Annotated in this window: 26 protein-coding genes and 1 riboswitch; of the genes, 17 read left to right on the top strand and 9 right to left on the bottom strand. The window is 37.8% G+C overall.

What is annotated here, in order from left to right; genetic code table 11:
* Nucleotide 1: 1 nt before the first annotated feature.
* From RCG25_RS20085 to RCG25_RS20070, 4 genes are read right to left on the bottom strand one after another with little or no spacing between them, the layout of a single operon-like run.
* Entirely contained in the window at nucleotides 2–184 is a 183-nt protein-coding gene (locus tag RCG25_RS20085; protein WP_308080594.1) for a spore gernimation protein GerPD, read from the bottom strand.
* Nucleotides 181–795 carry a spore germination protein GerPC gene (gerPC, locus tag RCG25_RS20080; protein ID WP_308080593.1) on the bottom strand — a complete coding sequence of 205 codons (615 nt, stop codon included), beginning with the start codon at nucleotides 793–795 and terminating at the stop codon, nucleotides 181–183. Before gerPC ends, RCG25_RS20085 begins: the two co-directional genes overlap by 4 nt.
* Before the next feature lie 54 nt (nucleotides 796–849).
* On the bottom strand, nucleotides 850–1,101 hold the full coding sequence (locus RCG25_RS20075) for a spore germination protein GerPB (RefSeq protein ID WP_308080592.1): 252 nt from the start codon (nucleotides 1,099–1,101) through the stop codon (nucleotides 850–852).
* A 17-nt stretch (nucleotides 1,102–1,118) separates the two neighbouring features.
* A complete protein-coding gene (locus RCG25_RS20070; protein WP_308080591.1) occupies nucleotides 1,119–1,340 on the bottom strand; it encodes a spore germination protein in 222 nt (73 codons plus the stop codon).
* Between the two features lie 260 nt (nucleotides 1,341–1,600).
* Nucleotides 1,601–1,687, top strand: a riboswitch (cyclic di-GMP riboswitch).
* A 127-nt stretch (nucleotides 1,688–1,814) separates the two neighbouring features.
* Between RCG25_RS20070 and RCG25_RS20065 the strand changes: the two genes are divergently transcribed.
* The 14 genes from RCG25_RS20065 (at nucleotide 1,815) to RCG25_RS20000 (ending at nucleotide 11,311) form a co-directional block, all read left to right on the top strand.
* Nucleotides 1,815–2,156 carry a DUF192 domain-containing protein gene (locus RCG25_RS20065; RefSeq protein ID WP_308080590.1) on the top strand — a complete coding sequence of 114 codons (342 nt, stop codon included), beginning with the start codon at nucleotides 1,815–1,817 and terminating at the stop codon, nucleotides 2,154–2,156.
* A 16-nt stretch (nucleotides 2,157–2,172) separates the two neighbouring features.
* Nucleotides 2,173–2,355, top strand: coding sequence for a Flp family type IVb pilin (locus RCG25_RS20060; RefSeq protein WP_308080588.1), 183 nt, complete (start codon nucleotides 2,173–2,175; stop codon nucleotides 2,353–2,355).
* 106 nt (nucleotides 2,356–2,461) lie between these two features.
* Nucleotides 2,462–2,971, top strand: coding sequence for an A24 family peptidase (locus tag RCG25_RS20055; RefSeq protein ID WP_308080587.1), 510 nt, complete (start codon nucleotides 2,462–2,464; stop codon nucleotides 2,969–2,971).
* Complete coding sequence (locus RCG25_RS20050; RefSeq protein ID WP_308080586.1) at nucleotides 2,968–3,351, top strand: TadE/TadG family type IV pilus assembly protein; 384 nt, start codon at nucleotides 2,968–2,970, stop codon at nucleotides 3,349–3,351. The genes RCG25_RS20055 and RCG25_RS20050 overlap by 4 nt, the downstream gene beginning before the upstream one ends.
* Before the next feature lie 9 nt (nucleotides 3,352–3,360).
* Entirely contained in the window at nucleotides 3,361–4,278 is a 918-nt protein-coding gene (locus RCG25_RS20045) for a pilus assembly protein TadG-related protein (RefSeq protein WP_308080585.1), read from the top strand.
* A 10-nt stretch (nucleotides 4,279–4,288) separates the two neighbouring features.
* Complete coding sequence (cpaB, locus tag RCG25_RS20040; RefSeq protein WP_308080584.1) at nucleotides 4,289–4,990, top strand: Flp pilus assembly protein CpaB; 702 nt, start codon at nucleotides 4,289–4,291, stop codon at nucleotides 4,988–4,990.
* A 20-nt stretch (nucleotides 4,991–5,010) separates the two neighbouring features.
* Nucleotides 5,011–5,853, top strand: coding sequence for a CpaE/TadZ family protein (locus RCG25_RS20035; protein ID WP_308080583.1), 843 nt, complete (start codon nucleotides 5,011–5,013; stop codon nucleotides 5,851–5,853).
* A 13-nt stretch (nucleotides 5,854–5,866) separates the two neighbouring features.
* A complete protein-coding gene (locus tag RCG25_RS20030; protein WP_308080582.1) occupies nucleotides 5,867–7,318 on the top strand; it encodes a TadA family conjugal transfer-associated ATPase in 1,452 nt (483 codons plus the stop codon).
* Entirely contained in the window at nucleotides 7,315–8,283 is a 969-nt protein-coding gene (locus tag RCG25_RS20025; RefSeq protein ID WP_308080581.1) for a type II secretion system F family protein, read from the top strand. Before RCG25_RS20030 ends, RCG25_RS20025 begins: the two co-directional genes overlap by 4 nt.
* Before the next feature lie 3 nt (nucleotides 8,284–8,286).
* Complete coding sequence (locus tag RCG25_RS20020) at nucleotides 8,287–9,210, top strand: type II secretion system F family protein (RefSeq protein WP_308080580.1); 924 nt, start codon at nucleotides 8,287–8,289, stop codon at nucleotides 9,208–9,210.
* Nucleotides 9,211–9,316: 106 nt separating this feature from the next.
* Entirely contained in the window at nucleotides 9,317–10,225 is a 909-nt protein-coding gene (locus tag RCG25_RS20015) for a fumarylacetoacetate hydrolase family protein (RefSeq protein ID WP_308080579.1), read from the top strand.
* A 100-nt stretch (nucleotides 10,226–10,325) separates the two neighbouring features.
* Nucleotides 10,326–10,685: a YisL family protein gene (locus tag RCG25_RS20010; RefSeq protein WP_308080578.1), complete on the top strand. Its 360-nt coding sequence runs from the start codon at nucleotides 10,326–10,328 to the stop codon at nucleotides 10,683–10,685.
* A gap of 79 nt (nucleotides 10,686–10,764) precedes the next feature.
* Nucleotides 10,765–11,037 (top strand): ubiquitin-like small modifier protein 1, encoded by a 273-nt coding sequence (locus RCG25_RS20005; protein ID WP_308080577.1) that lies wholly within the window; start codon nucleotides 10,765–10,767, stop codon nucleotides 11,035–11,037.
* 1 nt (nucleotide 11,038) lies between these two features.
* Nucleotides 11,039–11,311: a MoaD-like domain-containing protein gene (locus tag RCG25_RS20000; protein WP_308080576.1), complete on the top strand. Its 273-nt coding sequence runs from the start codon at nucleotides 11,039–11,041 to the stop codon at nucleotides 11,309–11,311.
* 235 nt (nucleotides 11,312–11,546) lie between these two features.
* Here RCG25_RS20000 and RCG25_RS19995 read toward each other — a convergent pair whose 3' ends face one another.
* Nucleotides 11,547–13,379: an aldehyde ferredoxin oxidoreductase family protein gene (locus RCG25_RS19995; protein WP_308080575.1), complete on the bottom strand. Its 1,833-nt coding sequence runs from the start codon at nucleotides 13,377–13,379 to the stop codon at nucleotides 11,547–11,549.
* A 234-nt stretch (nucleotides 13,380–13,613) separates the two neighbouring features.
* Here RCG25_RS19995 and RCG25_RS19990 point away from each other — a divergent pair, with 234 nt between their 5' ends.
* Complete coding sequence (locus RCG25_RS19990) at nucleotides 13,614–14,642, top strand: ThiF family adenylyltransferase (RefSeq protein ID WP_308080574.1); 1,029 nt, start codon at nucleotides 13,614–13,616, stop codon at nucleotides 14,640–14,642.
* A 287-nt stretch (nucleotides 14,643–14,929) separates the two neighbouring features.
* Here the strand turns inward: RCG25_RS19990 and RCG25_RS19985 are convergent, their stop codons facing one another.
* Together RCG25_RS19985 and RCG25_RS19980 are read right to left on the bottom strand one after the other, a co-directional pair.
* A complete protein-coding gene (locus tag RCG25_RS19985; protein WP_308080573.1) occupies nucleotides 14,930–15,862 on the bottom strand; it encodes an aminoglycoside phosphotransferase family protein in 933 nt (310 codons plus the stop codon).
* Nucleotides 15,863–16,153: 291 nt separating this feature from the next.
* Nucleotides 16,154–16,717 (bottom strand): DUF2777 domain-containing protein, encoded by a 564-nt coding sequence (locus tag RCG25_RS19980; RefSeq protein ID WP_308084230.1) that lies wholly within the window; start codon nucleotides 16,715–16,717, stop codon nucleotides 16,154–16,156.
* 269 nt (nucleotides 16,718–16,986) lie between these two features.
* On the opposite strand from RCG25_RS19980, the gene asnB reads away from it, so the two are divergent.
* Nucleotides 16,987–18,834: an asparagine synthase (glutamine-hydrolyzing) gene (asnB, locus tag RCG25_RS19975; protein ID WP_308080572.1), complete on the top strand. Its 1,848-nt coding sequence runs from the start codon at nucleotides 16,987–16,989 to the stop codon at nucleotides 18,832–18,834.
* Nucleotides 18,835–18,926: 92 nt separating this feature from the next.
* A complete protein-coding gene (locus RCG25_RS19970; RefSeq protein ID WP_308080571.1) occupies nucleotides 18,927–20,324 on the top strand; it encodes an alpha-amylase family glycosyl hydrolase in 1,398 nt (465 codons plus the stop codon).
* A gap of 37 nt (nucleotides 20,325–20,361) precedes the next feature.
* Here RCG25_RS19970 and RCG25_RS19965 read toward each other — a convergent pair whose 3' ends face one another.
* The gene (locus RCG25_RS19965) at nucleotides 20,362–21,234 is read right to left on the bottom strand and encodes an SDR family oxidoreductase (protein WP_308080570.1); all 873 of its coding nucleotides are present in this window, start codon (nucleotides 21,232–21,234) and stop codon (nucleotides 20,362–20,364) included.
* A 148-nt stretch (nucleotides 21,235–21,382) separates the two neighbouring features.
* Nucleotides 21,383–21,874: a YajQ family cyclic di-GMP-binding protein gene (locus RCG25_RS19960; protein ID WP_308080569.1), complete on the bottom strand. Its 492-nt coding sequence runs from the start codon at nucleotides 21,872–21,874 to the stop codon at nucleotides 21,383–21,385.
* Nucleotides 21,875–21,964: the final 90 nt, after the last annotated feature.

Genomic DNA, 21,964 nt, shown 5'->3' with positions numbered 1-21,964 from the left:
ATCAAGTCACGTCCGATTGCAGTGGGACAAAGGGACCGATAATTAAGGATTCAGCAGGTGTATCAAAAGTTGATGCTAATTGAATCGATTCCGTATCGCCTACCAAGACTAATGACGAGCTGGCTACCCCAATAATTTTTATATTTTGGACGATTAGCTCACGGTTATAGACTTCAAAGTTCATTCCGGTTTCATCCCTTTCACGTGTTCTGGCAGGTTAGTAAAAAACACGGATACTCCATTCTTAATCTCCTGCTTGATTGCTTCAATGATTAAGTCATCAACATTTGTATTTTCTGATGACCGCTGGTTTTGTAGATTAGCTTTTAAATGATGTTCAATTCGGTTAGGAAGTTGCTTCGTTATATCTTGCTTGATAAAGGATAAATAAGCTTCATTCGGTGGAACATCTAATTCTCTTTGGGTGGCTTCTACTATTGAAGGTAAATCTGTCTCAAGATATCTGTAAATTGCTTCTTCGATTTTCATGGATCGCTGCATTTGATCCTTCGGTGGAGGTGGGACGTTCATTTGCTGATTTTGAACGGCAAAGTCTTCAATTCCAGATAAGTCAGAAGGATTAAGTCCGATGTTTAATGTTCCTTCAAGAGTTTCTACCTTCAATTGATCAAATTTATATTCAATTTTATCGACTCGAATAGGATGCTTCTCCTTTATTTGCTTCATTTCTTCTTGCATTTTTTGAACAGTAGCCTCCAAGGTAACGATTCTCTTTTCCTGTGCTTGAATATACATTTGCAGCCATTGAAGGTATTGAGAATAATCCTGATACATGAAATCACCTCACTATAGATAGTCTCGAAGAACCCAAAAAGATAGCTGAAAGGTTTAGTTGTCTCCGTCTGCGTTGTCTTGCTTTCTAACAGCTGCCTGTAACGGAACGGCTGGTGTACCTACTAAGCTTCCTAGAGCTTGAATTGGCTTGGGGGATGGAGCTGGGGCTGTAAATCCCCCTGTATTATATAGGTATGCTGAAGGTTTTATCATTCCAGCACTTCCAATTTGCATAACAGATGAATTGGAAATACTTCCAATTCTTATGAAATTAATTTGAATTGACTGCTGAATATAGTAATTCATTTTAAACCACCCATTTTTTAAGCGTTGAGGGTAATTGGTTGATCGATTCCATCTTGGTCTGATGTATTTGTAGAACTCATGTTGTTGTTTAGACGTAAACTCTCCCCTGTATTAAAGGAACCAGCTCCAGAGAAAGTTTTGGCCGTAGAAAATGGCATAATTTTATACACATCACCAATATGGAAAACTGAACTGCTTCCAAGGGTAATAACCTGTGCAACTCCAACAATGGCTGGCATGATCAACATCCTTTTTATTGGTATCTATAAATTATATGTATGGGCGATTGTATGGTGAATGATTCGCCTAAATAAATTGGCAACTGAGGTAAATTGAGGATGATATTCGCATTTCATGTCGATTTTATAAGGGCATAGGTCGAAAATAGGTAAAAATACCTATAAATTTCGACGTAAAATAGTATATTAGTAGGATATTCCAAGAGAGGAAAAAGTCTTATTATGTGAGTAAGAGATCAGTCGGACAAACAAACACTGATTCTCGATAAAGGCAAAGCTGATGAAAATCAGTGACGCAAAGCTAAAGGGGCTAAGGTGCTTTTGCACTACGCCAGCCAGTTACCGAAAGAACAGGGTGTTTCATATTAGCACTACTATTTACTCATAGGTTTCCTATGTCTATTTAGCAGTCTATTTTACTAACCCCCCTTTCGGTAAAGGCGGGGTTATTTCTTTTATTCGGAGGTGAAATAAGTGAAAGTCGTGAATCTGTCAAACGGAGCGGAACTGGCAAACAATCTATCAACAGCTGATACCTTTTTTAAAAGATTAAAAGGGCTGATGTTTTCGAAAAGTTTACCAGCAGGACACGGCTTGTTAATCCAACCCTGCCAATCCATTCACACATTCTTCATGAATTATTCCATCGATGTCCTTTACTTAAGTGAAGATTTTGAAATTGTAGGCCTGGACGAAACGGTAAAGCCTGCAACAGTAGGAAAGTATCACAAAAGAGCAAAGTCAGTCTTAGAATTGCCAGCAGGCATGATTCAAAAAACGGAAACAAAAATTGGAAACTATTTAACTATAAATTGAAAAGGGGTTTTTACAAATGATGAAAAAAATGAAAGCTTTATTAACTGAAGAACAAGGACAAGGTATGACTGAGTATGGTTTGGTTTTAGGACTAATTGCAGTGGGTGTAGTGGCAGTTCTTGTTGCATTAAAAGGTCAAATTACACAATTGTTTAAGGATGCTCAAACAGCTATTTTTGGTGCTAACGCTGAAGGTTAATAAAAATTAATTTCTGATCTTATCTATTCATCATAGCCTTGCGTTCAATTTAAACGTGAGGCTTTTTTCTTGCAATGATACCAAATAGGAAAGGAGACAAAGAAGGATGTGGAGTACCTATTTATTAATTATTCTCTTAATCATTTGTGTAATCACCGACTTAAAGGAAAGTAAAATTTATAATGCGGTATTATTTCCCTTTTTAATAATTGCATGGGTGTTTCATATTATTACAGGGGGATGGCACGGGTTGACAGAAGCCCTCCTTGGTACCGCTGTTGGTTTGGGTATATTATTAATTCCTTATCTCCTAGGCGGAATGGGTGCAGGAGATGTGAAACTTCTTGCTGTAATCGGTGGAATAAAAGGAATAAGTTTTGTTTTAATGGCTTCAATATACATGGCACTTGCAGGAGGAATCATGGCCATCTTATTTCTATTTTATCGTAAAGGACTGTTAAAGAGAGTAATTTACCTGCTACATGGACTGCGTCATGGGATAAGACTTCCTCTATTGGAAGATAGCAACTCGATGAAAACAACTCTACCTTACGGGGTAGCTATTGCAGCGGGAGCTATCTATCAAGCATATTTTCCCGGAGTTCTTTTCCAATGAAAAAGGATGAGCGTGGCCAATCGTTGGTGGAAACAGCGCTTATCGTTCCTATTTTTCTATTAATTTTAGTGGGAATCCTTGATTTTGGTAGAGTGATTTATTCCTATGCGCATTTGCAGATGGCTGCGCAGGAAACGGTTAGGTTAGGTGGTCTCGGGAAGAAGGATGCAGACATTTCAACCTTCGCCCACCAATATATCCATTTAGGGGATCAGACAAAATTACAGGTGACGATTACTCCAGCAGATACAGTCAGGCATTCAGGTGACTATGTAACGGTAAAGCTAAAGTATCCAATGACTTTTTTAACTCCTATGATTTCTAAGTTTTTCCCTTCAGATTTTGCCATCGAAACAAGTTCAACGATTCGCGTAGAGTGAGGGATAAAAATGCGTAACTTTTTTAATAAATTTCTAAAGGATGAAAAAGGGAATGTTCTCATTCTAGGTGCAATCTCACTAATGACAATTCTATGCATGGCAGGTCTGGCGATAGATGGAAGCCTTATTTATATGGAAAAAGCGAAGTTACAAAAGGTTGCAAATGCAGCCGTTCTTTCTGGTGCACAGGAGCTGCCGAATACGGAACAAAAGGTTACTAATACGGTTCAATACATTTTAGATGCACATAAGGCAACTAGCACGTTAACAAATCTTGATATTAACATGGGAAGTAAAGTTACCACACGGTTAACGAAACCGGTTAACTTAACGTTTATGAAATTATTTGGTTTCGAAAAAGTAGACGTCACAGCCAAAGCTACAGCAGGTCTAGGAGTGATAGGAAAAGCAGTAGGGGCTGCACCATTAGGAATCGACGAAAGTGTGGTTCTTGAATATAACAAAACTTACCAACTAAAAGTTGACTCGTCAGGAGTATCTTCAGGTAATTTCGGCATTTTGGCACTTAGTGGACCTGGAGCAAAAACCTATGAACAAAATTTAAGATTCGGATATTCAGAACTTCTAAAGATAGGCGATGTCGTTGACACGCAAACAGGGAATATAGCAGGGAGTACAAGATCAGCAATAAATGAACGGGTAAATGGCTGTACACAGCCACCAGGTGATTACAGTTTACGTAGTTGTTCTAGAATTCTGCTTGTACCGGTTTATAAACCTTACAACTATACGAGTAATCAATTAAAACAGGTAAAAGTCACTGGTTTTGCCTATTTTTATATTACAGATCCAATGAGTTCGACAGATACTTCTATAAAAGGAGTTTTTATAAAAAGGGCTGGAGCAGGGACGTTTGATGTGGGTGCGCTGGACCGAGGAGCATACAGCATACGATTAACGGAGTAGGTGAAGCGAATTGAAGTCGAAGATGGTATTACTGCTATCACTTGTGATGGGAATGATCACAACATTTTTGTTTTTTCAATATACAAAGCAAATGAATACACAAAAGGTTTCTACTGTCGTGATGACCGATGTTGTAGTGGCAAAAGAAAAAATAGATAAAAATGAAAAAATTGCGGCAGACAAATTAGAAGTGGTACAAAAACCGGCGAAAGATGTACTTCCACAAACGATAAAGTCTGTGTCGGAAGCAGAAGGAAAACTAGCAATAGCGATGATTGAAAAAGGGGAGCCCATACTATCACATCGTCTTGGTTCGGAGAAAGAAGAAGGGGTTTATGTATCCCGGAAAGTCATGGAAGGGTACCGTGCTGTAACAGTAGGGGTAAACATAAATCAGTCTGTCTCCAATTTAATAGAGCCGGAGGATGAAGTGGATGTAGTTTTCACAAAAGTAGTAAAAGATGCTACCAATCAACCAATCCCTCAATCAGTAATTTTGCTAGAAAAGGCAAGGGTATTAGCAGTGGGTAGAAAAATGCAGACGCCTGAACAGACGAAAGAGCCCTATACGGAATACAGTTCAGTAACATTAGAACTAAAACCCGAGGATGCGCTAAAGCTAGTTAATGCTTCGGAAGAAGGTAAGATTCATTTCATTCTAAATAAACGGCCGTTAATGGATGAAGGTACGAATACAAAGGCAAATCAATAAGTAATGGAAGGTGACGATTCATGACAAGCCACGATAATATGCAAACTGCAGAACAAAATATGAAACCACAGCGTGGTAAGATGATTGCTGTTTGCAGTGCAAAAGGCGGGATTGGTCGTACCACACTAACTGTAAATTTAGCGGTAGCACTAAGGAAGAAAAATGTTTCGGTTGCTATTTTGGATGGGGATTTCCAATTTGGTGATGTAAATCTAGCAATGGATTTAAAATTCTCTCTCACCATTAAGGAAGTATTAGAAGGTATGGGTTCTATTGATGAGCACAGCCTCAATAATTATTTGGCTGTTCATGAAAGTGGTGTGGACGTACTAACTGCACCGGAAAGGCCGGAATTTGCGGACTTAGTTACAAATGAAGCAGCCAATAAAATAGTAGATCTTCTTTTATCTGGTCATGATTATGTTGTGGTCGATACACCAGTGGGCTTAAATGAACAATCTATACGTTTTATTGAGAAGGCGGATCAAATCTTGGTAGTAACAAACTTAGAGATGGCTTCTTTAAAAAATACAAAACTTTTCTTAGAAACGCTCGACATCCTTGGTCTTAAAGACCGGGTAAGAATCATTATAAATAGAGCAAATATGGAAAGTGTCATAAATGCAGAGGATGCAGCAAAAATATTGGCTGCAGAAAACCCAATTTATATTCCTAATGACTTTCAGATTTGTTCCCAATCCATTAATCTTGGTGTTCCATTTGTCATTAAACATGCGAAATCTGATGTTGCAAAAGGCATATTTAAAATGGCTGAGTCATTATCAAGTGCAAATAGCGTAATTACTCAGAAAACGAAGAAAAGTCATCCAATATCCAAATGGTTTTCCAAGAAACGATCGTAGGGGGGTTGATTGAATGGGTCTATTAAATCGAATCCAAGAAAAGAACAACAATCAATTCGTTAAAGAACCAAAATTAATAGATATTACGCTTGAAAGTCCGACTCCTTCACCAATGTTAGAGGTTAGACAAGTCTTTAAGGAGCAAAAATCCAAAGAGACGAAGAAAGAAAGTAAAAAAGAGTCCGTAAAGGTTCGTCAGCTTGACAAAAACCAGGAGCTAAAGAATGTTCTCCATAAAAAGATACTACATGAGTTAAAAGAACAGGAAATCGAAGAAATCATTCCACAACTAGATGGTATGGCTGTAGAAATTATTAAAGATGATGAGGATTTTCGTGGTCAAATTGATAGGAAAAAAGTGGTTAATGAGCTAATCAATGATTTAACAGGATTTGGTCCGATAAATCCACTTCTTTTGGATGAGGACGTTTCCGAGGTAATGGTAAATGGACCTAATCAAGTGTATTGTGAGCGGAAAGGCAAGCTAGTTCTAACACCGGTACAATTTCGTGATAATGAACATGTAATGAGTGTAATCGAAAAAATTGTTGCTCCACTCGGTCGAAGAATTGATGAAAGCTCACCAATGGTGGATGCCAGACTTCCAGATGGCTCTCGTGTAAATGCCATCATTCCCCCTTTAGCTTTAAATGGACCAACGATTACGATTCGTAAGTTCTCAAAGGACCCTTACCAGATTGAAGACTTAATCAACTTCGGAACAGTTACAGAGGAAATGGCAATTTTCCTTGATGCATGCGTAAAAGCAAGGCTAAATATTTTTGTCAGTGGTGGAACAGGTTCAGGTAAAACAACTACGCTGAATGTCTTGTCCAATTTTATTCCAGAGGATGAAAGAATTGTCACAATTGAGGATGCAGCCGAAATTCAACTAGGACAAGAGCATGTGGTATCTTTAGAATCCCGTCCGCCTAATATTGAAGGAAAAGGCTCAATCTCCATTCGTGACCTAGTTCGGAACTCATTAAGGATGAGGCCTGACAGAGTCATTATTGGTGAGGTTCGTGGTGGAGAGGCCCTAGATATGCTCCAAGCCATGAATACGGGACATGATGGGTCACTAGCTACAGGACACTCAAATAGCCCAAGGGATATGATTGCGCGGCTTGAAACAATGGTGTTATTAGCCGGAGTAGATCTCCCTGTTAAAGCGATTAGGGAACAGATTGCAGGTGCCATTGATGTAATTATCCAACAATCCCGATTAAAAGATGGTTCTAGAAAAATTACTAATATTACTGAAGTACAAGGTATGGAAGGCGATATCATTGTCCTTCAAGATATTTTTACCTTTCAACAAGAAGGCTTGAACCCTGAAGGGAAAATCATTGGAAGACTTGTTCCAACGGGTGTAAGACCCAAATTTTATGAGAAGCTGGAGGCTTCTGGTATTCATATTCCTGCATCAGTGTTTATCGATCATCATGAGGAGTGGCGAAAATGATATCCCTGCTGATACTCTTCTTTTTATTAACATCCACTTTTTTCTTTTGGTTCTTTTTCAGGATCTTCATTCGCCCGGAAAATAAACTGCAAAGTCGAATGCAGCATTACCTATCCATTGAGGAAAAAGAAAAGGTAAGCCTAGAAAAAGTGGATGGCAAACAAATCTCTTTGCTAAAAGTGATGAATGAAAGGATTCAGAAGAAGGTTTTAACGAAGGAAAAAAACAATCGGCTTGAATTAAAAATAGCTCAAGCAGGTTTGCCGTTAAAACCAGAAGAGTATATCCTCTTTCAATGGATTTTAACCGCTTTAATCGGAGGGATATTCTATTTAATAATGGGAAATTTATTGTTTCTACCAGTAGGGAGTGTAATAGGTTTCCTGATGCCAAAGTGGTTTCTTCGGAAGAAACAACGGGAACGAGTTTCAAAATTCAATGAAGGTCTTGCAGATATGATCACTACGATTGTGGGTAGTTTGAGGGCAGGCTTTAGCTTTCCACAGGCATTGAAGTCGGTGGCTGAGGAAGCTGCATCACCAATAAAGGAAGAAATCGATTATGTAATAAAGGAAATGCAATTTGGGAAAGGGATTGAGGATGCACTCAAAGACCTATACGAACGAATGCCAAGCGAGGATCTCGATTTAATGATTCAAGCAATTTTAATCCAACGGCAAGTTGGCGGTAACCTTGCTACCGTGCTCGATAAGATTATTGAAACGATTCGTGACCGAACAAAAATTCAGAGACAAATTACCACTCTTACAGCTCAGGGGCGTTTGTCGGGCTATGTTATTGCATTATTACCAGTCATTCTCGGTTTTCTTCTTTACTTAATCCAGCCTGGTTATATTGGAGGGCTTTTTCATAATCCTATTGGGTTGGCAATGGTAGGAGCAGGAGTAATTTCAGGAGTAATCGGATTTATTTTAATTAAAAAAATCACTACCATCGAGGTGTAGGAGATGATTTACCTTTCACTATTCTTAACTGTCACTTTAGGTATCTATGGTATTTTAATTCTAAGAACCGAAAAAAAGGTCTCAGTTCAAGAGCGGTTAAGTTTCTTCTTATTAAATAATGAACAAGAGCAGAAAACTGAGTTAAATGAAGAAGAACATCTGACTTTTTATAAAAGATTCATCATGCCGTTGTTCGTAGATTTTAAAAAGAGTTTTAAAAAGAGAATGCCTGGGGAAAAGGAAGCGAGAATTGATAAAAAGGTACAAATGGCTGGAAGTCCCTTTGGAATGACAGCAGTTGACTTCCGAATCATTCAATTGATTTCAATCATCGTCCTCCCAATGATTTTCTTTGGATACGGTACTTTATTAAATGCTGGGAAAGGGATCGTTGTCATCTTTGTTCTTTTTGGAATCCTTATTGGTTTTTTTGCCCCTCATTTCTATTTAAAGCAGAAAACGAAGGCTAGGAAGCATATGGCATTAAGAGAATTTCCGGATATTTTAGATCTATTGACGGTTAGTCTTGAAGCAGGACTAGGGTTTGATGCAGCAATAACAAAAGTAATTGCAAAAAAGGATGGTCCTCTATCGATGGAATTACACCGCTGCTTAGAGGAAATTCGCCTGGGTAAAACGCGGAGAGAGGCATTGACAGGAATCAAAGAGAGACTGGATGTTGATGAAATAAAATCATTCATTGGAAGTGTTTTGCAGGCGGAAAAGCTTGGAATAGGAATGGTCCAAGTGTTGAGAGTCATTGCCAATGAAGTCAGGGAACAAAGAAAGCAACGAGCAGAAGAAACAGCCATGAAAGCGCCAATAAAAATGCTCTTCCCTTTAGTTCTTTTCATTTTCCCTAGTTTATTTATCGTATTGTTGGGACCGGCAGTTATTCAAGTTATTGAAACGTTTAAAAATGGATAACCCCTTTGCTTATGCGGCAAGGGGTTATTTATGCATCTAATTTGTTAGATTGTTCAGTTTATTTTATTATAGGGTTAGTAGTAAATTCAAAATGAGGTGATTGATCATGAAATTTGTGACAGTGCAACAGAATAATGAAAGCTTTGTTGGGGTAGTAAATTCTGAGAACACCAAGGTGTTATTACTCAATCCAACAGAAGAAGCAAGGGGTGGTTCAGCCACTTTCCCCACCACCATACAAGAATGTATTGCACTAGGCGATCCTTTTATTGACCAAGTACAAATATTGCTAGATTGGGTAGAAACTAGTGGACAAGCTGAAATGTATTATCTTCCTATCGAGGAATTCACCTTGCTTGCTCCGATTCCAAGGCCAACCAAAAATATCTTTTGTGTAGGAAAGAATTACGTTGAGCATGCGCTTGAATTGGGAAGTGCGGAGGATATCCCAGAACATGTAATGGTCTTTACGAAGGCACCTACAACTGTTACCGGGCCGGGTACCGTTGTTTTAAATCATCAGTCTGTAACAAAACAACTTGATTATGAAGGGGAATTAGCTGTCATTATTGGGAAAAAGGGAAGCGGAATCAAAAAGGAAGAGGCGCTTGATTATGTTTTTGGTTATACCATTATTAATGATGTAACTGCTAGAGACCTTCAAGCAAAACATAAGCAATTTTTCATAGGGAAGAGTTTAGATACCACCTGTCCAATGGGACCATGGATTGTGCATAAAAGCTTAATTGAAAATCCTAACCACTTACACATTGAAACAAAAGTAAATGGAGAAGTAAGACAAAGCTCAAATACCGAGAAGTTTATATTTCCAATTGAAGATATAATCTCTGTTCTATCAGCTGGTATGACACTTGAACCGGGCGATATTATCGCAACGGGAACTCCAGCAGGGGTAGGGAAAGGATTTAATCCTCCTAGATTTCTAAAGCCGGGAGATCAGATTGAAATTTTTGTAGAAAGTATCGGAACTTTAACGAATACGATTGAAGAATAAAGCTATCGAAGTTTGTTACTATTTAGACATACTAATCTTCGTATTTTTATATTGCCTATGGTATGATAGTCTCTAATAACACTCTTAAGGAGGCCATTAAATGATTCACGGTCATATTACAGCATGGGTTTTAACCCTAATTTTATTTTTTGTTGCACTTTCCCTACATAAAAGTGGAAAAGAAAAAGGCTTAAAAATTGTCCAAATGATTTTACGAGTATTATACATACTTATTATTGCTTCAGGTATAGGACTTCTTTTCATGGTTAATAAAATTGATGTCTGGTATATTTTGAAAGCAGTCGCGGGACTTTGGGTGATTGGATTATTTGAAATGATTCTTGGTCGTGTGAAAAACAACAGAAATACATCCGTTTTTTGGATCCAGTTTGTTGTTGCTTTCCTACTAGTTTTATACCTAGGCTTTGTAAAACTGCCTATGTCATTTTTACATCCATAAAAAGAGAAGGGGACAGTCCCCCAGCGCTTTTGCGCAATGGGGGACTGTCCCCTTTAAATAAAGAGAGGAGAGAGACTGGATGATAGTAAAGGTTTTTGCTAATCTCCGGCAAATATGTGGTGGGGTAACTGTTGAGGTGCTGCCTGATGGTGATCGAGTCATAGATGTTTTGGATAAGATGGTCGAAATGTTCCCAGAGTTACAGGATGAACTATTTACTTCTGAGAAAACACTCCTTCCGTTCGTTCATGTATATGTGAATGGCAGAAATATCATCCATCTTGATGACCTTCAGACGAAGGTAGATGAAAAGGATCAATTTGCTCTCTTTCCGCCCGTTGCAGGTGGTTAATATGGAAATGAAAGACTTAGAGTTTCGTGGAATTAACCGGAAACACCTTGGCATGTATTTTGAAGAACTTGGAGCCACTCTAGTAACTGACACATTTCCATACATGTATAAAGCCGACAAATGGAGTGGGCAAATTTTAGCCGAAGAAGAAATTGCGTTCACTTCTGTATTTAAAGTCAATTCAGTCCACATTCGTTTTATTGCAAATAACGAAATTGAACTTGAAGAGCTTATTAAAAATTATCGCTATAAAACCACTAGAATTGGTGGTTAAAAAAAGAGGAAGACTCGAATGTTGGAGTCTTCCTCTTCTATTATGTTAGCTATGTTAAAATTGCCTGTTGATTTCCGCTCCAGGCTCTTAGCTTTCCGTGGGCGTTTCGGCGAGCCTCCTCGGCGCATGCGCCTGCGGGGTCTCCCCTGAACCGTACTCCCACAGGAGTCTTCGAGCCTTCCGCTCCAATCAACAGGGTATAAAAATCAACACTGTTTTTTAACACGCCTTAAAGTTAGATTGTTTGTGTGAATTCAGGTCCAATAATCCCTAATTCACGAAGCTTTTCTTCTGTTGCGATGCCATCTTTCCAGCCGCGGACTTGATAATATTCTTCAAGCATGATATCCATTCGGCTTACATGTCCGGCACTATTACCCGATGCTGGTTCTTCTGTAAAGCGTTTTGGAAGGAAATCATCTTCCCGCTTATTAAACCCTGCTAGGTTATTATAATAGCGCTCAAGGTTGTAAATTCTTTCACCAGCCTTCATGACATCCTCAGCTGTCAAAGAAACGCCAGTCATAGTACTATACTGCTCAGCATAATGCTCTGCATTTTCAGAGAATGATGAGAACTTACAGATGTTCATAGAATCAGAGAATGCAAGCATATCTTGGAATATCTTTAATAGTTCACCTTTACCTTCTGGCTTTAGGCGGTCAGTTGGTTCTGGAATCCCGGCAATTTCACTTGCTACAGTATAGCCGCGTAGGTGACAGGCACCACGGTTACTAGTTGCATATCCTAATCCAATCCCTTGAATACCGCGTGGGTCATAGGCAGGGATAGATTGGCCCTTAACAGACATAGATAGTTCAGGAGCTCCCCAAGCTGCAGTAGCGCGTGCAGGACCTTCGGCAAGAATACCGCCAAATCCTTCACGGAAAGCAATTTTCTTCGTTAAATCGATCATGGAATCAGCATCTCCCCAGATTAACTCTTCGGAAATGATTCCTTTCTCGAAAGCTTCCATAGTAACAGAGAAACAATGGCCAAGCTCAATGGTATCGAGGCCATACTCGTTACAACGGTCAATCATATATGAAATTGCTTCCGCATCACTTAATAGACAGTTAGAGCCAAGTGACCAAGCAGATTCAAATTCAATACTCTCTACGCGTGTCTTATACTTACCATCTTTCACTTCTACCTCAATTTTACAACCAACTGGGCAGGCATGGCAGGTATTGTTTGCGACACGTAAATGTGTGTTTACATATTCACCACTGTGTTTTTCTGCTTCATCCCAGTGTGTTAATTGAGAGTTCTTGGTTGGAAGTGCTCCTACCTCATTAATAAGGTTAGTTAATACGTTGGTTCCGTAAACAGAAAGACCGCCCTTATTAGGTGCAGTTAAACCGCCATCTAGAATAGCTTTTACTGCTTTTTTGTTCGCTTCTTTGTACTCACTGTCTAATTTAGGCTGTGGCATATTACCTTTTTGTGCGGCTTTAATGACAATAGCCTTTAATTTTTTATAGCCTGCAACAGCTGCTGTACCACCACGTCCTGCTGCACGGTCATGTTCATTGATAAATGAAGCAAAGCGAACAGTGTTTTCACCTGCTTGACCAATGGTCATTACACTAAGGTCATCTTCACCATACTGATCTTTCATTGCTTTAATAAATTCTCTTGTACTTGTTCCCCATAAATTTGAAGCATCGCGAAGCTCAGCTTCCCCAGCTTCAATATAGAGGTATACTGGTTTATCGCTTTTACCTGAGAAGATAAGATTATCGACTCCTGCCCACTTCAAACGTGCAGCAGTCCATCCGCCGATATGTGAATCAGTTACTGTTCCTGTTAGTGGAGATTTCGTTACAACACAAAGACGTCCACTCATGGAAGAACGTGAACCAGTCACAGGGCCTGTCATAAAACATAAGATGTTCTCTTCTGAAAGCGGTTCCACTTCTGGTCCGTTATCAAGTACATACTTAACACCTAGGCCGCGACCACCTATGTACTTAATTGCATCTTCTTCGTTGATGGGTCTGTAATCAACTGTTCCACTGGTTAAGTCAACTAACACTTCTTTGTTCTTAAAACCACCTAGATTCAAAGTTTTTCCCCCTCTTTCATGTAAATAAAATTATTTACTAATCTCTTATAATATTAGATAGTAAGATAAGAGATTCCTCCAAAATTTAGATATATATCCAATTTTATTATAACTTCTTTTAAGTTTTTTTAAAATTAAAATTTTTACAAGAAAGCAGAGAAAGTAATTTGGTAAGATAATAGTAAAAACTCATTGTTTATTAGTAATATAGTTAATTGGGAAAAGGGGAATATTATGAGTGATTTAGAACGGTATTCCAGACAAATTCTTTTTAAAGAAATTGGTGAAGCGGGACAATTTAAACTGTTAAAGAGTCGAGTAGCTATTGTAGGTGTGGGTGCACTAGGCACGGTGATTGCCAACCATCTAGTTCGGTCAGGTGTTGGCTACATTAGGTTAATAGATAGAGACCTCGTTGAACTTTCGAATTTGCAGAGGCAAACTCTATTTGATGAAGAGGATGCGAAACTAAATTTACCAAAAGCAGCCGCAGCAAAAACTAGACTAAATAAAATAAATTCAACGGTCACAGTGGAAGCGGTCATTACCGATATAAATCTTGATAATGCCGAAGAATTATTAGATGGATTTGATGTCATTGTGGACGGAACGGATAATTTTAACACTCGGTTTTTAATTAATGATGTATCAATTAAGTACGGAATTCCCTGGGTCCATGGGGGGGCTGTAAGCTCAAGAGGAATGTTTACGGTCATTAAACCAGGGAAGACACCTTGTTATCGATGTCTTTTCCCGCATGTTCCAACCGCTACAGGTGAAACCTGTGATACAGTTGGTGTGTTGTCTCCGTTAACAGATATCATTGGTTCTTTTCAGGCGATGGAAACAATGAAACTATTAGTAGGGGCGAAAACCACCCCTAATTTAGAGCAAATCGACATCTGGGATTTAACATCTATGCAAATGGATATATCCAACGGAAGAAACCCTGCTTGCCCATGTTGTGTTAAAGGACAATTTGATTTTCTTGATCGAACTTCAGAACATCAGGTGGCCTACACAACGCTTTGTGGCCGAGATACCGTTCAAATTAATCCAAGGGATAAGCGTGAGCTGGAATTAAAAAAAGTAGCCGAGCATCTTAGTAGAAGTGGTAAAGTGTCTGGTAACGACTTTTTACTTCGATTTTCACCGGCGGAAGGCATGTCAATGGTGATTTTTAAAGATGGACGTGTCCTCATACATGGAACAAATGATATCATCAAAGCTAAATTGATGTACGCCAAATACATTGGCAGTTAATCCATTATTTAGGTAGAAAAAGTAAAAAGGCCGGCATCCCTTAACGGGTTCGGTTGATAAGTAGAAAATGTTAATTAGCAATTAAAAAAGAGGTGTATTTCGCATCTCTTTTGTTTGTTCATTAACATAGATTTTACAAGATATTGGTACATACTTTTGTCCATAGTGAAATGGCTCTATTAATTTTCATTGTTGATTTTGAGTAAAAGAAAAAAGACTGCTTTATTGCAGTCTTTGATTGTTTCTTAAGGAAATAACGTTTAATAAGCCAGTTCAAATTTTATTGCTTAAAGTGCCTCCCAAAAGTGTTTATTATTTAAATTTTTAACACACCATTGATAATGACCATCTTCGCAATTATGAGAATAAAAATTGGCAGAAATAAAGCTATATATTAGAACATAGAAATATAATCTTTTTCTAACACCTTCACCTAATGTTGAAATAATTATGTTTAGATATCTCTCATATATATTTGCATTTAACTCATTATACATATCAAAACATACCCATCCTATTGCAATATCAAATAAGTTGTCACCGTACATTGTCATCAATCCAAAATCGATTAATCCTGTAACCATCCCGTTCTTATTAACCATTAAATTCCCAGGATAAAAATCTCCGTGAATTAAAGAATATTCACCTTCGTAACCCAGTGATAAGATATCTACCAATTGATTAACTTTTGCATCGTAATTCACAACATCTTTTTTGAAATAAGACTCTAGTTCGTTTTGTTTCCTAAAAATTATTTCTTTCAATAATTCAAACCAACTTTTTATTTTTAGTAAAGAAATCTGATTATCATTGAATAGAGTGAAACCTTCAAGATTAGATTTTACTTTTACAGATTTCAACTCAAGATTTGCATTAAGATATGTTTCCATCATTGTATTTTGTTCGTTAAAATTCATCTCTGAGAGCATACCTTGCATATTACTACCCTCAATTCGTTTTTCAATAGTTACTAAAATGCCATTTTCCTCAAAGGTATCGTAAATATAAGGAAGCTCATAGCTCAAAGAACTTGCATTAATCTTAGAATAGAAACCCTTTAGGATATTTTGCTTATTAGTATCGGACATATCATTATACAATTTCAATACTTTATTATTGTCATAAGCATAAACCTCAGCTTCCATACCCGAACCTAAAAAATCTGACTTAGATACATTAAATTTATCTAATATTATTGATGTAGCATTAACTTTTGTCATCTAACACCTCAAAATTTTCTTATTTGCTTAATGTACTAAGACATCATCGTATTGGCTGCCAATCATTCCTTTTTTTCGAACGTTGTTCAAGGAATAAGTCATCTTATTATATCTAAAATTTCTCAAGTTCTTGTGATGGGAACTCGACTTAATAATAACTTTACAAATAAGGGGAGAATATCACAAATAAAAGAAGTCCAATTCATATGCGAATTAGACTTCTTTTTGAATTACTATTTTAACTTTTCTACCTCTGAACCGAACCCGTTAGGGATCCTCCACGCCTTTTTACTATGAAATAATTTTTTCAATGATTAATCGTTTTCCGGTATTTAAGGTGAATTCAAACCGATCATTGACCTTTTCATAGTAGCAAAAATGATGCTGCACATTACAAATCTGTTCTTGATTGTCAAAAACCATAAAGTTCACACCATCTTTCCGGTGTTCATCCGACAAGAAAGATAAATGGTTATAACAATAAATACAATCGTAAATAGAAAAGTTCAATGAGTTTAATGTAGTGATAAACTGAAAAAAGGCATCATCATTAACTCCATCCAATAGCCTTTCAAGGGAATACACTAAATGCTTTCTTATTCTTATTAAATCGTGGTCACGAAATAAAATAACTTCCTTCCCACAATGGATTTTTCCTGGCTCGTTTAATATCCCTTTCCTCCAACGGTTGAGGCGAAAAATCTCTATTTCTTGATGAATAAAATCTTCTAACATTGTGGCCTCATCTGTTTCCTCGTCGAAAAAGATCCATTGATTATTAATTTGTTCCACTGTTCCTTCGTTAAAGGCCCGATGCTGGATATCATATAGCTTTAGTCGTTGTTGTCGATTCATCATTAACCTCCATGCCATTTACGTTCATTCTTCTTTGTAGACATCTTTGTGTCTTTTTATAACCTGTTTATTTCAAAAAAATTTTTTAACCTTGTTAGCTAATCTCACAAGAATAAGCCTAGGTAATAATGGTTTCATATAGTCTTGATAATTGTCTTTCCTGAGAAGAGCCCTTCCGTTTTTGTAGGACAATTAACCAATGAACATGGGCTGAATACAATGAAACATGTAATCAAGGTTAATAATCTGAAAGTAGGGAAGTGAAATAAATGTGCGGAATCTCGGGGTGGATAGATTTTGACAAAGCAATTAAGAACGAAACCGAAACCCTCAAGAAAATGGTCAATACCTTAGAAAGAAGAGGACCTGATGAAACTAACATCTGGTATGATACGCATGTTGGATTTGGGCATAAACGATTAATTGTTGTCGACCCTGAGGGGGGAAGACAGCCAATGACGAAACAAAAGGACGGTTTTAATTACACCATTTGTTACAATGGGGAATTATACAATACTGAAGATATCCGCAAAATACTCCATACTAAAGGATATTCCTTTAAGGGTCATTCTGATACAGAAGTACTGTTAACAGCCTATATAGAATGGGCAGAAGAGTGTGTAAACTATTTAAATGGGATATACGCCTTTGCCGTTTGGGACTCAAAAAGGGAATTATTGTTTATTGGACGAGATCGTTTAGGGGTAAAACCGTTATTTTATAAAGAGCATAAAAAAGGATTTGTTTTTGCCTCAGAGATTAAGGCGCTACTCGCCCATCCTGAAATTAAAACAGAAATTGACCATGAAGGATTGGCAGAGGTCTTTGGTGCAGGACCGTCAAGATCACCAGGATCAGGTATATTTAAAGGTATTAAAGAGTTGAGACCTGCACATGCTTTAACCTTTTCCAAGAATGGGTTAAAAATATGGCGTTATTGGAATGTAAAAAGTGCAGAACATAAGGAAAATGCAGAGGAAACCGCGGAAAAAGTCCGTTATTTGGTTACCGATGCCGTCACAAGACAATTAGTATCAGATGTGCCGTTGTGCACCTTTTTATCAGGCGGTCTTGATTCAAGTATTATCACCGCTATTGCTGCAAAGGGATTCGAAGCTCAAGGAAAAGGGCAGCTTCATACTTATTCAATTGATTATGAGGGAAATGACCAATATTTCTCTTCGAATGAATTCCAGCCGGAAGCAGATGGGAAATTCATTCAAATGATGACCAATCATTTTGGAACCAGGCATCATAATAAGACAATTACTCAAGCACAATTAGTAAATGATTTATTAGAAGCGACTCACGTGAAAGACCTTCCGGGAATGGCAGACGTCGACTCCTCATTACTTTGGTTCTGCAAAGAAATCAAAAAAGATTTTGTCGTAAGTTTATCAGGAGAATGTGCGGACGAAATTTTTGGGGGGTACCCATGGTTCCATCGTCAACAGGACTTAGAGCGACCGGGCTTTCCGTGGATGCGATCTGTCCATGAGAGGCAAGCATTACTACAGCCTGAGTGGCAGAAAAGACTAAAGTTAGATGAATATTGCTTGGAGCAATATAAACAGGCGATTGCTGAAACACCTAAACTAGATGGAGAAAGTTTAGAAGAATCAAAGAGAAGAGAATTATTTTACATTAATATGACTTGGTTTATGACAACACTCCTTGATCGAAAAGACCGAATGAGTATGGGGGCTAGTCTGGAGGTTAGGGTTCCTTTTGCTGACCATCGCCTTGTCGAGTATGTTTGGAATATCCCTTGGGATTTAAAAATGTATCGCGGTAGGGAAAAAGGAATTCTCAGAAAAGCATTTGAAGGTATTATTCCTGAGGAGGTCCTTTACCGAAAGAAAAGTCCTTACCCAAAAACACACAATCCTGAATATACAATGGCCATTCAGAAATGGATGGGAAAAATCCTCCAAGATAAATCTTCTGTTCTACATGAATTCTTCCAAAAAGACCAGTTAGAGGGGATTGTCAGTTCGGGGGGGAAATCCTTTCAGGAGCCATGGTTTGGTCAGTTGATGACAGGTCCACAATTATTGGCCTACCTTGTGCAGCTTCATACATGGTTTAAAGATTATAATATTAACATAGTAAATTAACTTTACATTTGGAATATATAGCATGTTGGATTAAAATAGTGTAGGGAAGAGGAGATCCTCTTCCCTTTTATAGGGAGGTTAGGTATAAATATATGAAAAAAACGATACTCATGTTCATTACTTTCTTATTATTTTCTTCGTTACCTGCACAGGCAGCGGTAAAAAAAGAAAACAGATTATGGCAGGATGAATCATTTTATTCCATAATGGTTGATCGATTCAACAATGGAGATATAACCAATGATGTAGATGTAAATGCAAAAGACCCGTTAGCCTATCATGGCGGTGATTTTCAAGGGATTATTGATCGTCTAGATTACATACATGATATGGGCTTTACAGCCATACGTTTAACCCCTATCTTTGATAATACGAAAAATGGGTACCATGGTTACTCAGTAACTGACTATTATAAAACGGACGAACACTTTGGTACTATAAAGAAATTTCAGGAGCTTGTAAAAGAAGCGCATAAGCGGAAAATGAAAGTAGTCATTGATTTTGTTACAACCAACGAAGCTACAAACCATTCCGTGGACAAGGCTTACCTAATTGATGCCGCAAAATGGTGGATCAAGAAGACCGATATTGATGGATTTAGTTTACCAGAAGTGAACCAAACAAAATTAAGTTTTTGGAAGGATTTTTCAAAACAAATCAAAGACACGAACAAGAATTTTTTCTTGCTTGGCGTTCTTTCTAAAGATACTACAGCTGACCCAAAGGAATACGAACAAGCTGGAATAGACAGTCTATTAGATTACTCTCATCTTGAAAATATAAGAAAATCGTTTGCCACTACTGATGAATCCATCAGCCAATTTAACGCTGATACTGACAAAGGACAACCATCCTTCCTACGAGCATCATTTATGGACAATGAGTATACAACACGGTTTACTACTGACATTGTTGAAAAGCGACAGTTTCCTGGTTCACGTTGGAAAACAGCATTGACTTATTTATACACTACGCCAGGAATCCCCATAATTTATTATGGGACAGAGATTGCCCTAATTGGTGGGGAAATTCCGGATAACCGCAGGCAGATGAATTTTCGAGCGGATAAGGACCTTATTGATTATATAACGAAAATAGGTGAGTTAAGGAATCAGCTCCCCTCATTAACAAGAGGCAGTATGGACATGCTTTATGAGAAAAAGGGGATGATCGTCTATAAACGAACGTATAAAGGCGAAACGTCTGTAGTGGCAATTAATAATACAAGGAAATCACAAAAAGTCATTTTATCGAAGGATCAATTGGAAAGCGGTAAAGAACTTAGGGGGTTACTTGGAGGGGACATTGTCCGTAGCCGAGATAATCAATACATCCTTATTCTTGACCGAGATAACTCAGAGGTTTATGTATTAACTGAAAAGAGTGGAGCCAATATTCCGCTGATTGTTTCCATGATTATTGTATATATTCTTGTATTCATTTTCCTTTTTTTCATCATAAAAAGAAGAAAAACAAAAAAGGTAGAGTAAACGCATTGGGGAACAATCCCAATGCGTTTTCTTATAATTATCCATTTACTACTTTTCCACCATTTACATGAATCATTTGGCCACTTACAAAGGAAGAATCATCTGAGGCTAGGAATACATAACTCGGTGCCAGTTCAAAGGGTTGTCCAGCTCTCTCCATCAAGGTATTAGAGCCGAAAGTGGCAACTTGGTCAGCAGGGAAGGTAGATGGAATGAGCGGTGTCCATATCGGTCCAGGGGCAACTCCATTTACACGTATTCCTTGGGGGGCTAGTGATTTAGCCAAGGAACGAGTAAAGGATACAATGGCCCCTTTAGTCGCCGAATAATCCAATAATTGTTCATTTCCCTCGTAGGCAGTGATTGATGCTGTATTGATGATAGAGGCTCCTTTTTTTAGATAAGGTAGGGCCATTTTTGTCATATAAAAGCAGGAAAAAATATTAGTTCGAAACGTTTTTTCGAGTTGGGCCGCCGTAATATTTAGTAAGCTTTGTTGTGGATGCTGTTCGGCTGCATTGTTCACCAAAATATCGAGTTTACTAAATTGCTCTATGGTTTGATTAACAATTTCTTTACAGTGGTCTTCTTCCCCAATATCGCCGGAGAAAAGGAGACAACGGCGTCCCTCTGCCTCAATCAGCTGCTTTGTTTCTTTTGCGTCCTGATGTTCATTTAGGTAAGCAATCGCAACATCTGCACCTTCTTTAGCAAAATAAATAGCCACTGCTTTTCCAATGCCGCTGTCTGCGCCAGTAATAATCGCAGTTTTACCTGCTAACTTTCCTCCTGCTTTATAATTTGAATCGACAAACTTTGGTCGTGGATCCATTTCACTTTCTATTCCTGGTTGATGGTTCTGATGTTGTGGGGGAAAGGTCTGTTTTTGTTGATTTGGTTTATTACTCATTCGTATTACCTCCATGATTGATTTATCTTGTTATTCTTTGGACTAATAGAAAAATTATGAACCAAAAATAAAAAAGACGAGAAGGATGGGATCCTTTTCGTCTTATGTACACTACTTTTAACAGAGTTAAACATTAGTGTTTCATTCACTACCTATAGTTAATAAACTGTACATCTACAGTAAGATCTGCTTCACGTACCAAGGAAATGATTTTTTGTAAATCATCACGGTTTTTTCCAGTGACACGTACTTGGTCGTCCTGAACCTGACTTTTTACTTTTACACCACTGTTTTTAATGATCGTATTAATTTTTTTGGCATTTTCTTTATCGATTCCTTGAACAAGCTTGGCTCTTTGACGGACTGTTCCGCCCGATGCCTTTTCTATTTTTCCATAGTCAAGGTTTCTAACGGGGATCCCTCGTTTAATCAACTTTCCAAGTAAAACATCTTTTAATTGATCCATTTTATATTCGTCATCAGAAATAAGAACAAGTTCTTCCTTTTCTAGTTTGACCTCACTCTTACTTCCTTTGAAGTCATAGCGTGTACCAATTTCTTTCATTGTTAGGGTTATTGCATTAGTGACTTCAGAAAAATCAACTTTGGATACAATATCAAATGAGCTATCTTTAGACATAAACAAACCTCCATGTATTTTATTGTATGTAGAAACAATACCTGCTAGAGTTTCCCTTTATGGGTACATTATAGTAAAATATAGCAGTTC

This window comes from Neobacillus sp. PS2-9, assembly GCF_030915525.1.
Classification (GTDB): domain Bacteria; phylum Bacillota; class Bacilli; order Bacillales; family Cytobacillaceae; genus Neobacillus.
This window is presented reverse-complemented; position numbering and strand designations above follow the sequence as displayed.

Coding starts and splice junctions, on each gene's coding strand:
- RCG25_RS20085 (WP_308080594.1), bottom strand. CDS start 184: ATGAACTTTGAAGTCTATAACCGTGAGCTAATCGTCCAAAATATAAAA.
- gerPC (WP_308080593.1), bottom strand. CDS start 795: ATGTATCAGGATTATTCTCAATACCTTCAATGGCTGCAAATGTATATT.
- RCG25_RS20075 (WP_308080592.1), bottom strand. CDS start 1,101: ATGAATTACTATATTCAGCAGTCAATTCAAATTAATTTCATAAGAATT.
- RCG25_RS20070 (WP_308080591.1), bottom strand. CDS start 1,340: ATGCCAGCCATTGTTGGAGTTGCACAGGTTATTACCCTTGGAAGCAGT.
- RCG25_RS20060 (WP_308080588.1), top strand. CDS start 2,173: ATGATGAAAAAAATGAAAGCTTTATTAACTGAAGAACAAGGACAAGGT.
- RCG25_RS20055 (WP_308080587.1), top strand. CDS start 2,462: ATGTGGAGTACCTATTTATTAATTATTCTCTTAATCATTTGTGTAATC.
- RCG25_RS20050 (WP_308080586.1), top strand. CDS start 2,968: ATGAAAAAGGATGAGCGTGGCCAATCGTTGGTGGAAACAGCGCTTATC.
- RCG25_RS20045 (WP_308080585.1), top strand. CDS start 3,361: ATGCGTAACTTTTTTAATAAATTTCTAAAGGATGAAAAAGGGAATGTT.
- RCG25_RS20035 (WP_308080583.1), top strand. CDS start 5,011: ATGACAAGCCACGATAATATGCAAACTGCAGAACAAAATATGAAACCA.
- RCG25_RS20030 (WP_308080582.1), top strand. CDS start 5,867: ATGGGTCTATTAAATCGAATCCAAGAAAAGAACAACAATCAATTCGTT.
- RCG25_RS20025 (WP_308080581.1), top strand. CDS start 7,315: ATGATATCCCTGCTGATACTCTTCTTTTTATTAACATCCACTTTTTTC.
- RCG25_RS20020 (WP_308080580.1), top strand. CDS start 8,287: ATGATTTACCTTTCACTATTCTTAACTGTCACTTTAGGTATCTATGGT.
- RCG25_RS20015 (WP_308080579.1), top strand. CDS start 9,317: ATGAAATTTGTGACAGTGCAACAGAATAATGAAAGCTTTGTTGGGGTA.
- RCG25_RS20010 (WP_308080578.1), top strand. CDS start 10,326: ATGATTCACGGTCATATTACAGCATGGGTTTTAACCCTAATTTTATTT.
- RCG25_RS20005 (WP_308080577.1), top strand. CDS start 10,765: ATGATAGTAAAGGTTTTTGCTAATCTCCGGCAAATATGTGGTGGGGTA.
- RCG25_RS20000 (WP_308080576.1), top strand. CDS start 11,039: ATGGAAATGAAAGACTTAGAGTTTCGTGGAATTAACCGGAAACACCTT.
- RCG25_RS19990 (WP_308080574.1), top strand. CDS start 13,614: ATGAGTGATTTAGAACGGTATTCCAGACAAATTCTTTTTAAAGAAATT.
- RCG25_RS19985 (WP_308080573.1), bottom strand. CDS start 15,862: ATGACAAAAGTTAATGCTACATCAATAATATTAGATAAATTTAATGTA.
- RCG25_RS19980 (WP_308084230.1), bottom strand. CDS start 16,717: ATGAATCGACAACAACGACTAAAGCTATATGATATCCAGCATCGGGCC.
- asnB (WP_308080572.1), top strand. CDS start 16,987: ATGTGCGGAATCTCGGGGTGGATAGATTTTGACAAAGCAATTAAGAAC.
- RCG25_RS19970 (WP_308080571.1), top strand. CDS start 18,927: ATGAAAAAAACGATACTCATGTTCATTACTTTCTTATTATTTTCTTCG.
- RCG25_RS19965 (WP_308080570.1), bottom strand. CDS start 21,234: ATGAGTAATAAACCAAATCAACAAAAACAGACCTTTCCCCCACAACAT.
- RCG25_RS19960 (WP_308080569.1), bottom strand. CDS start 21,874: ATGTCTAAAGATAGCTCATTTGATATTGTATCCAAAGTTGATTTTTCT.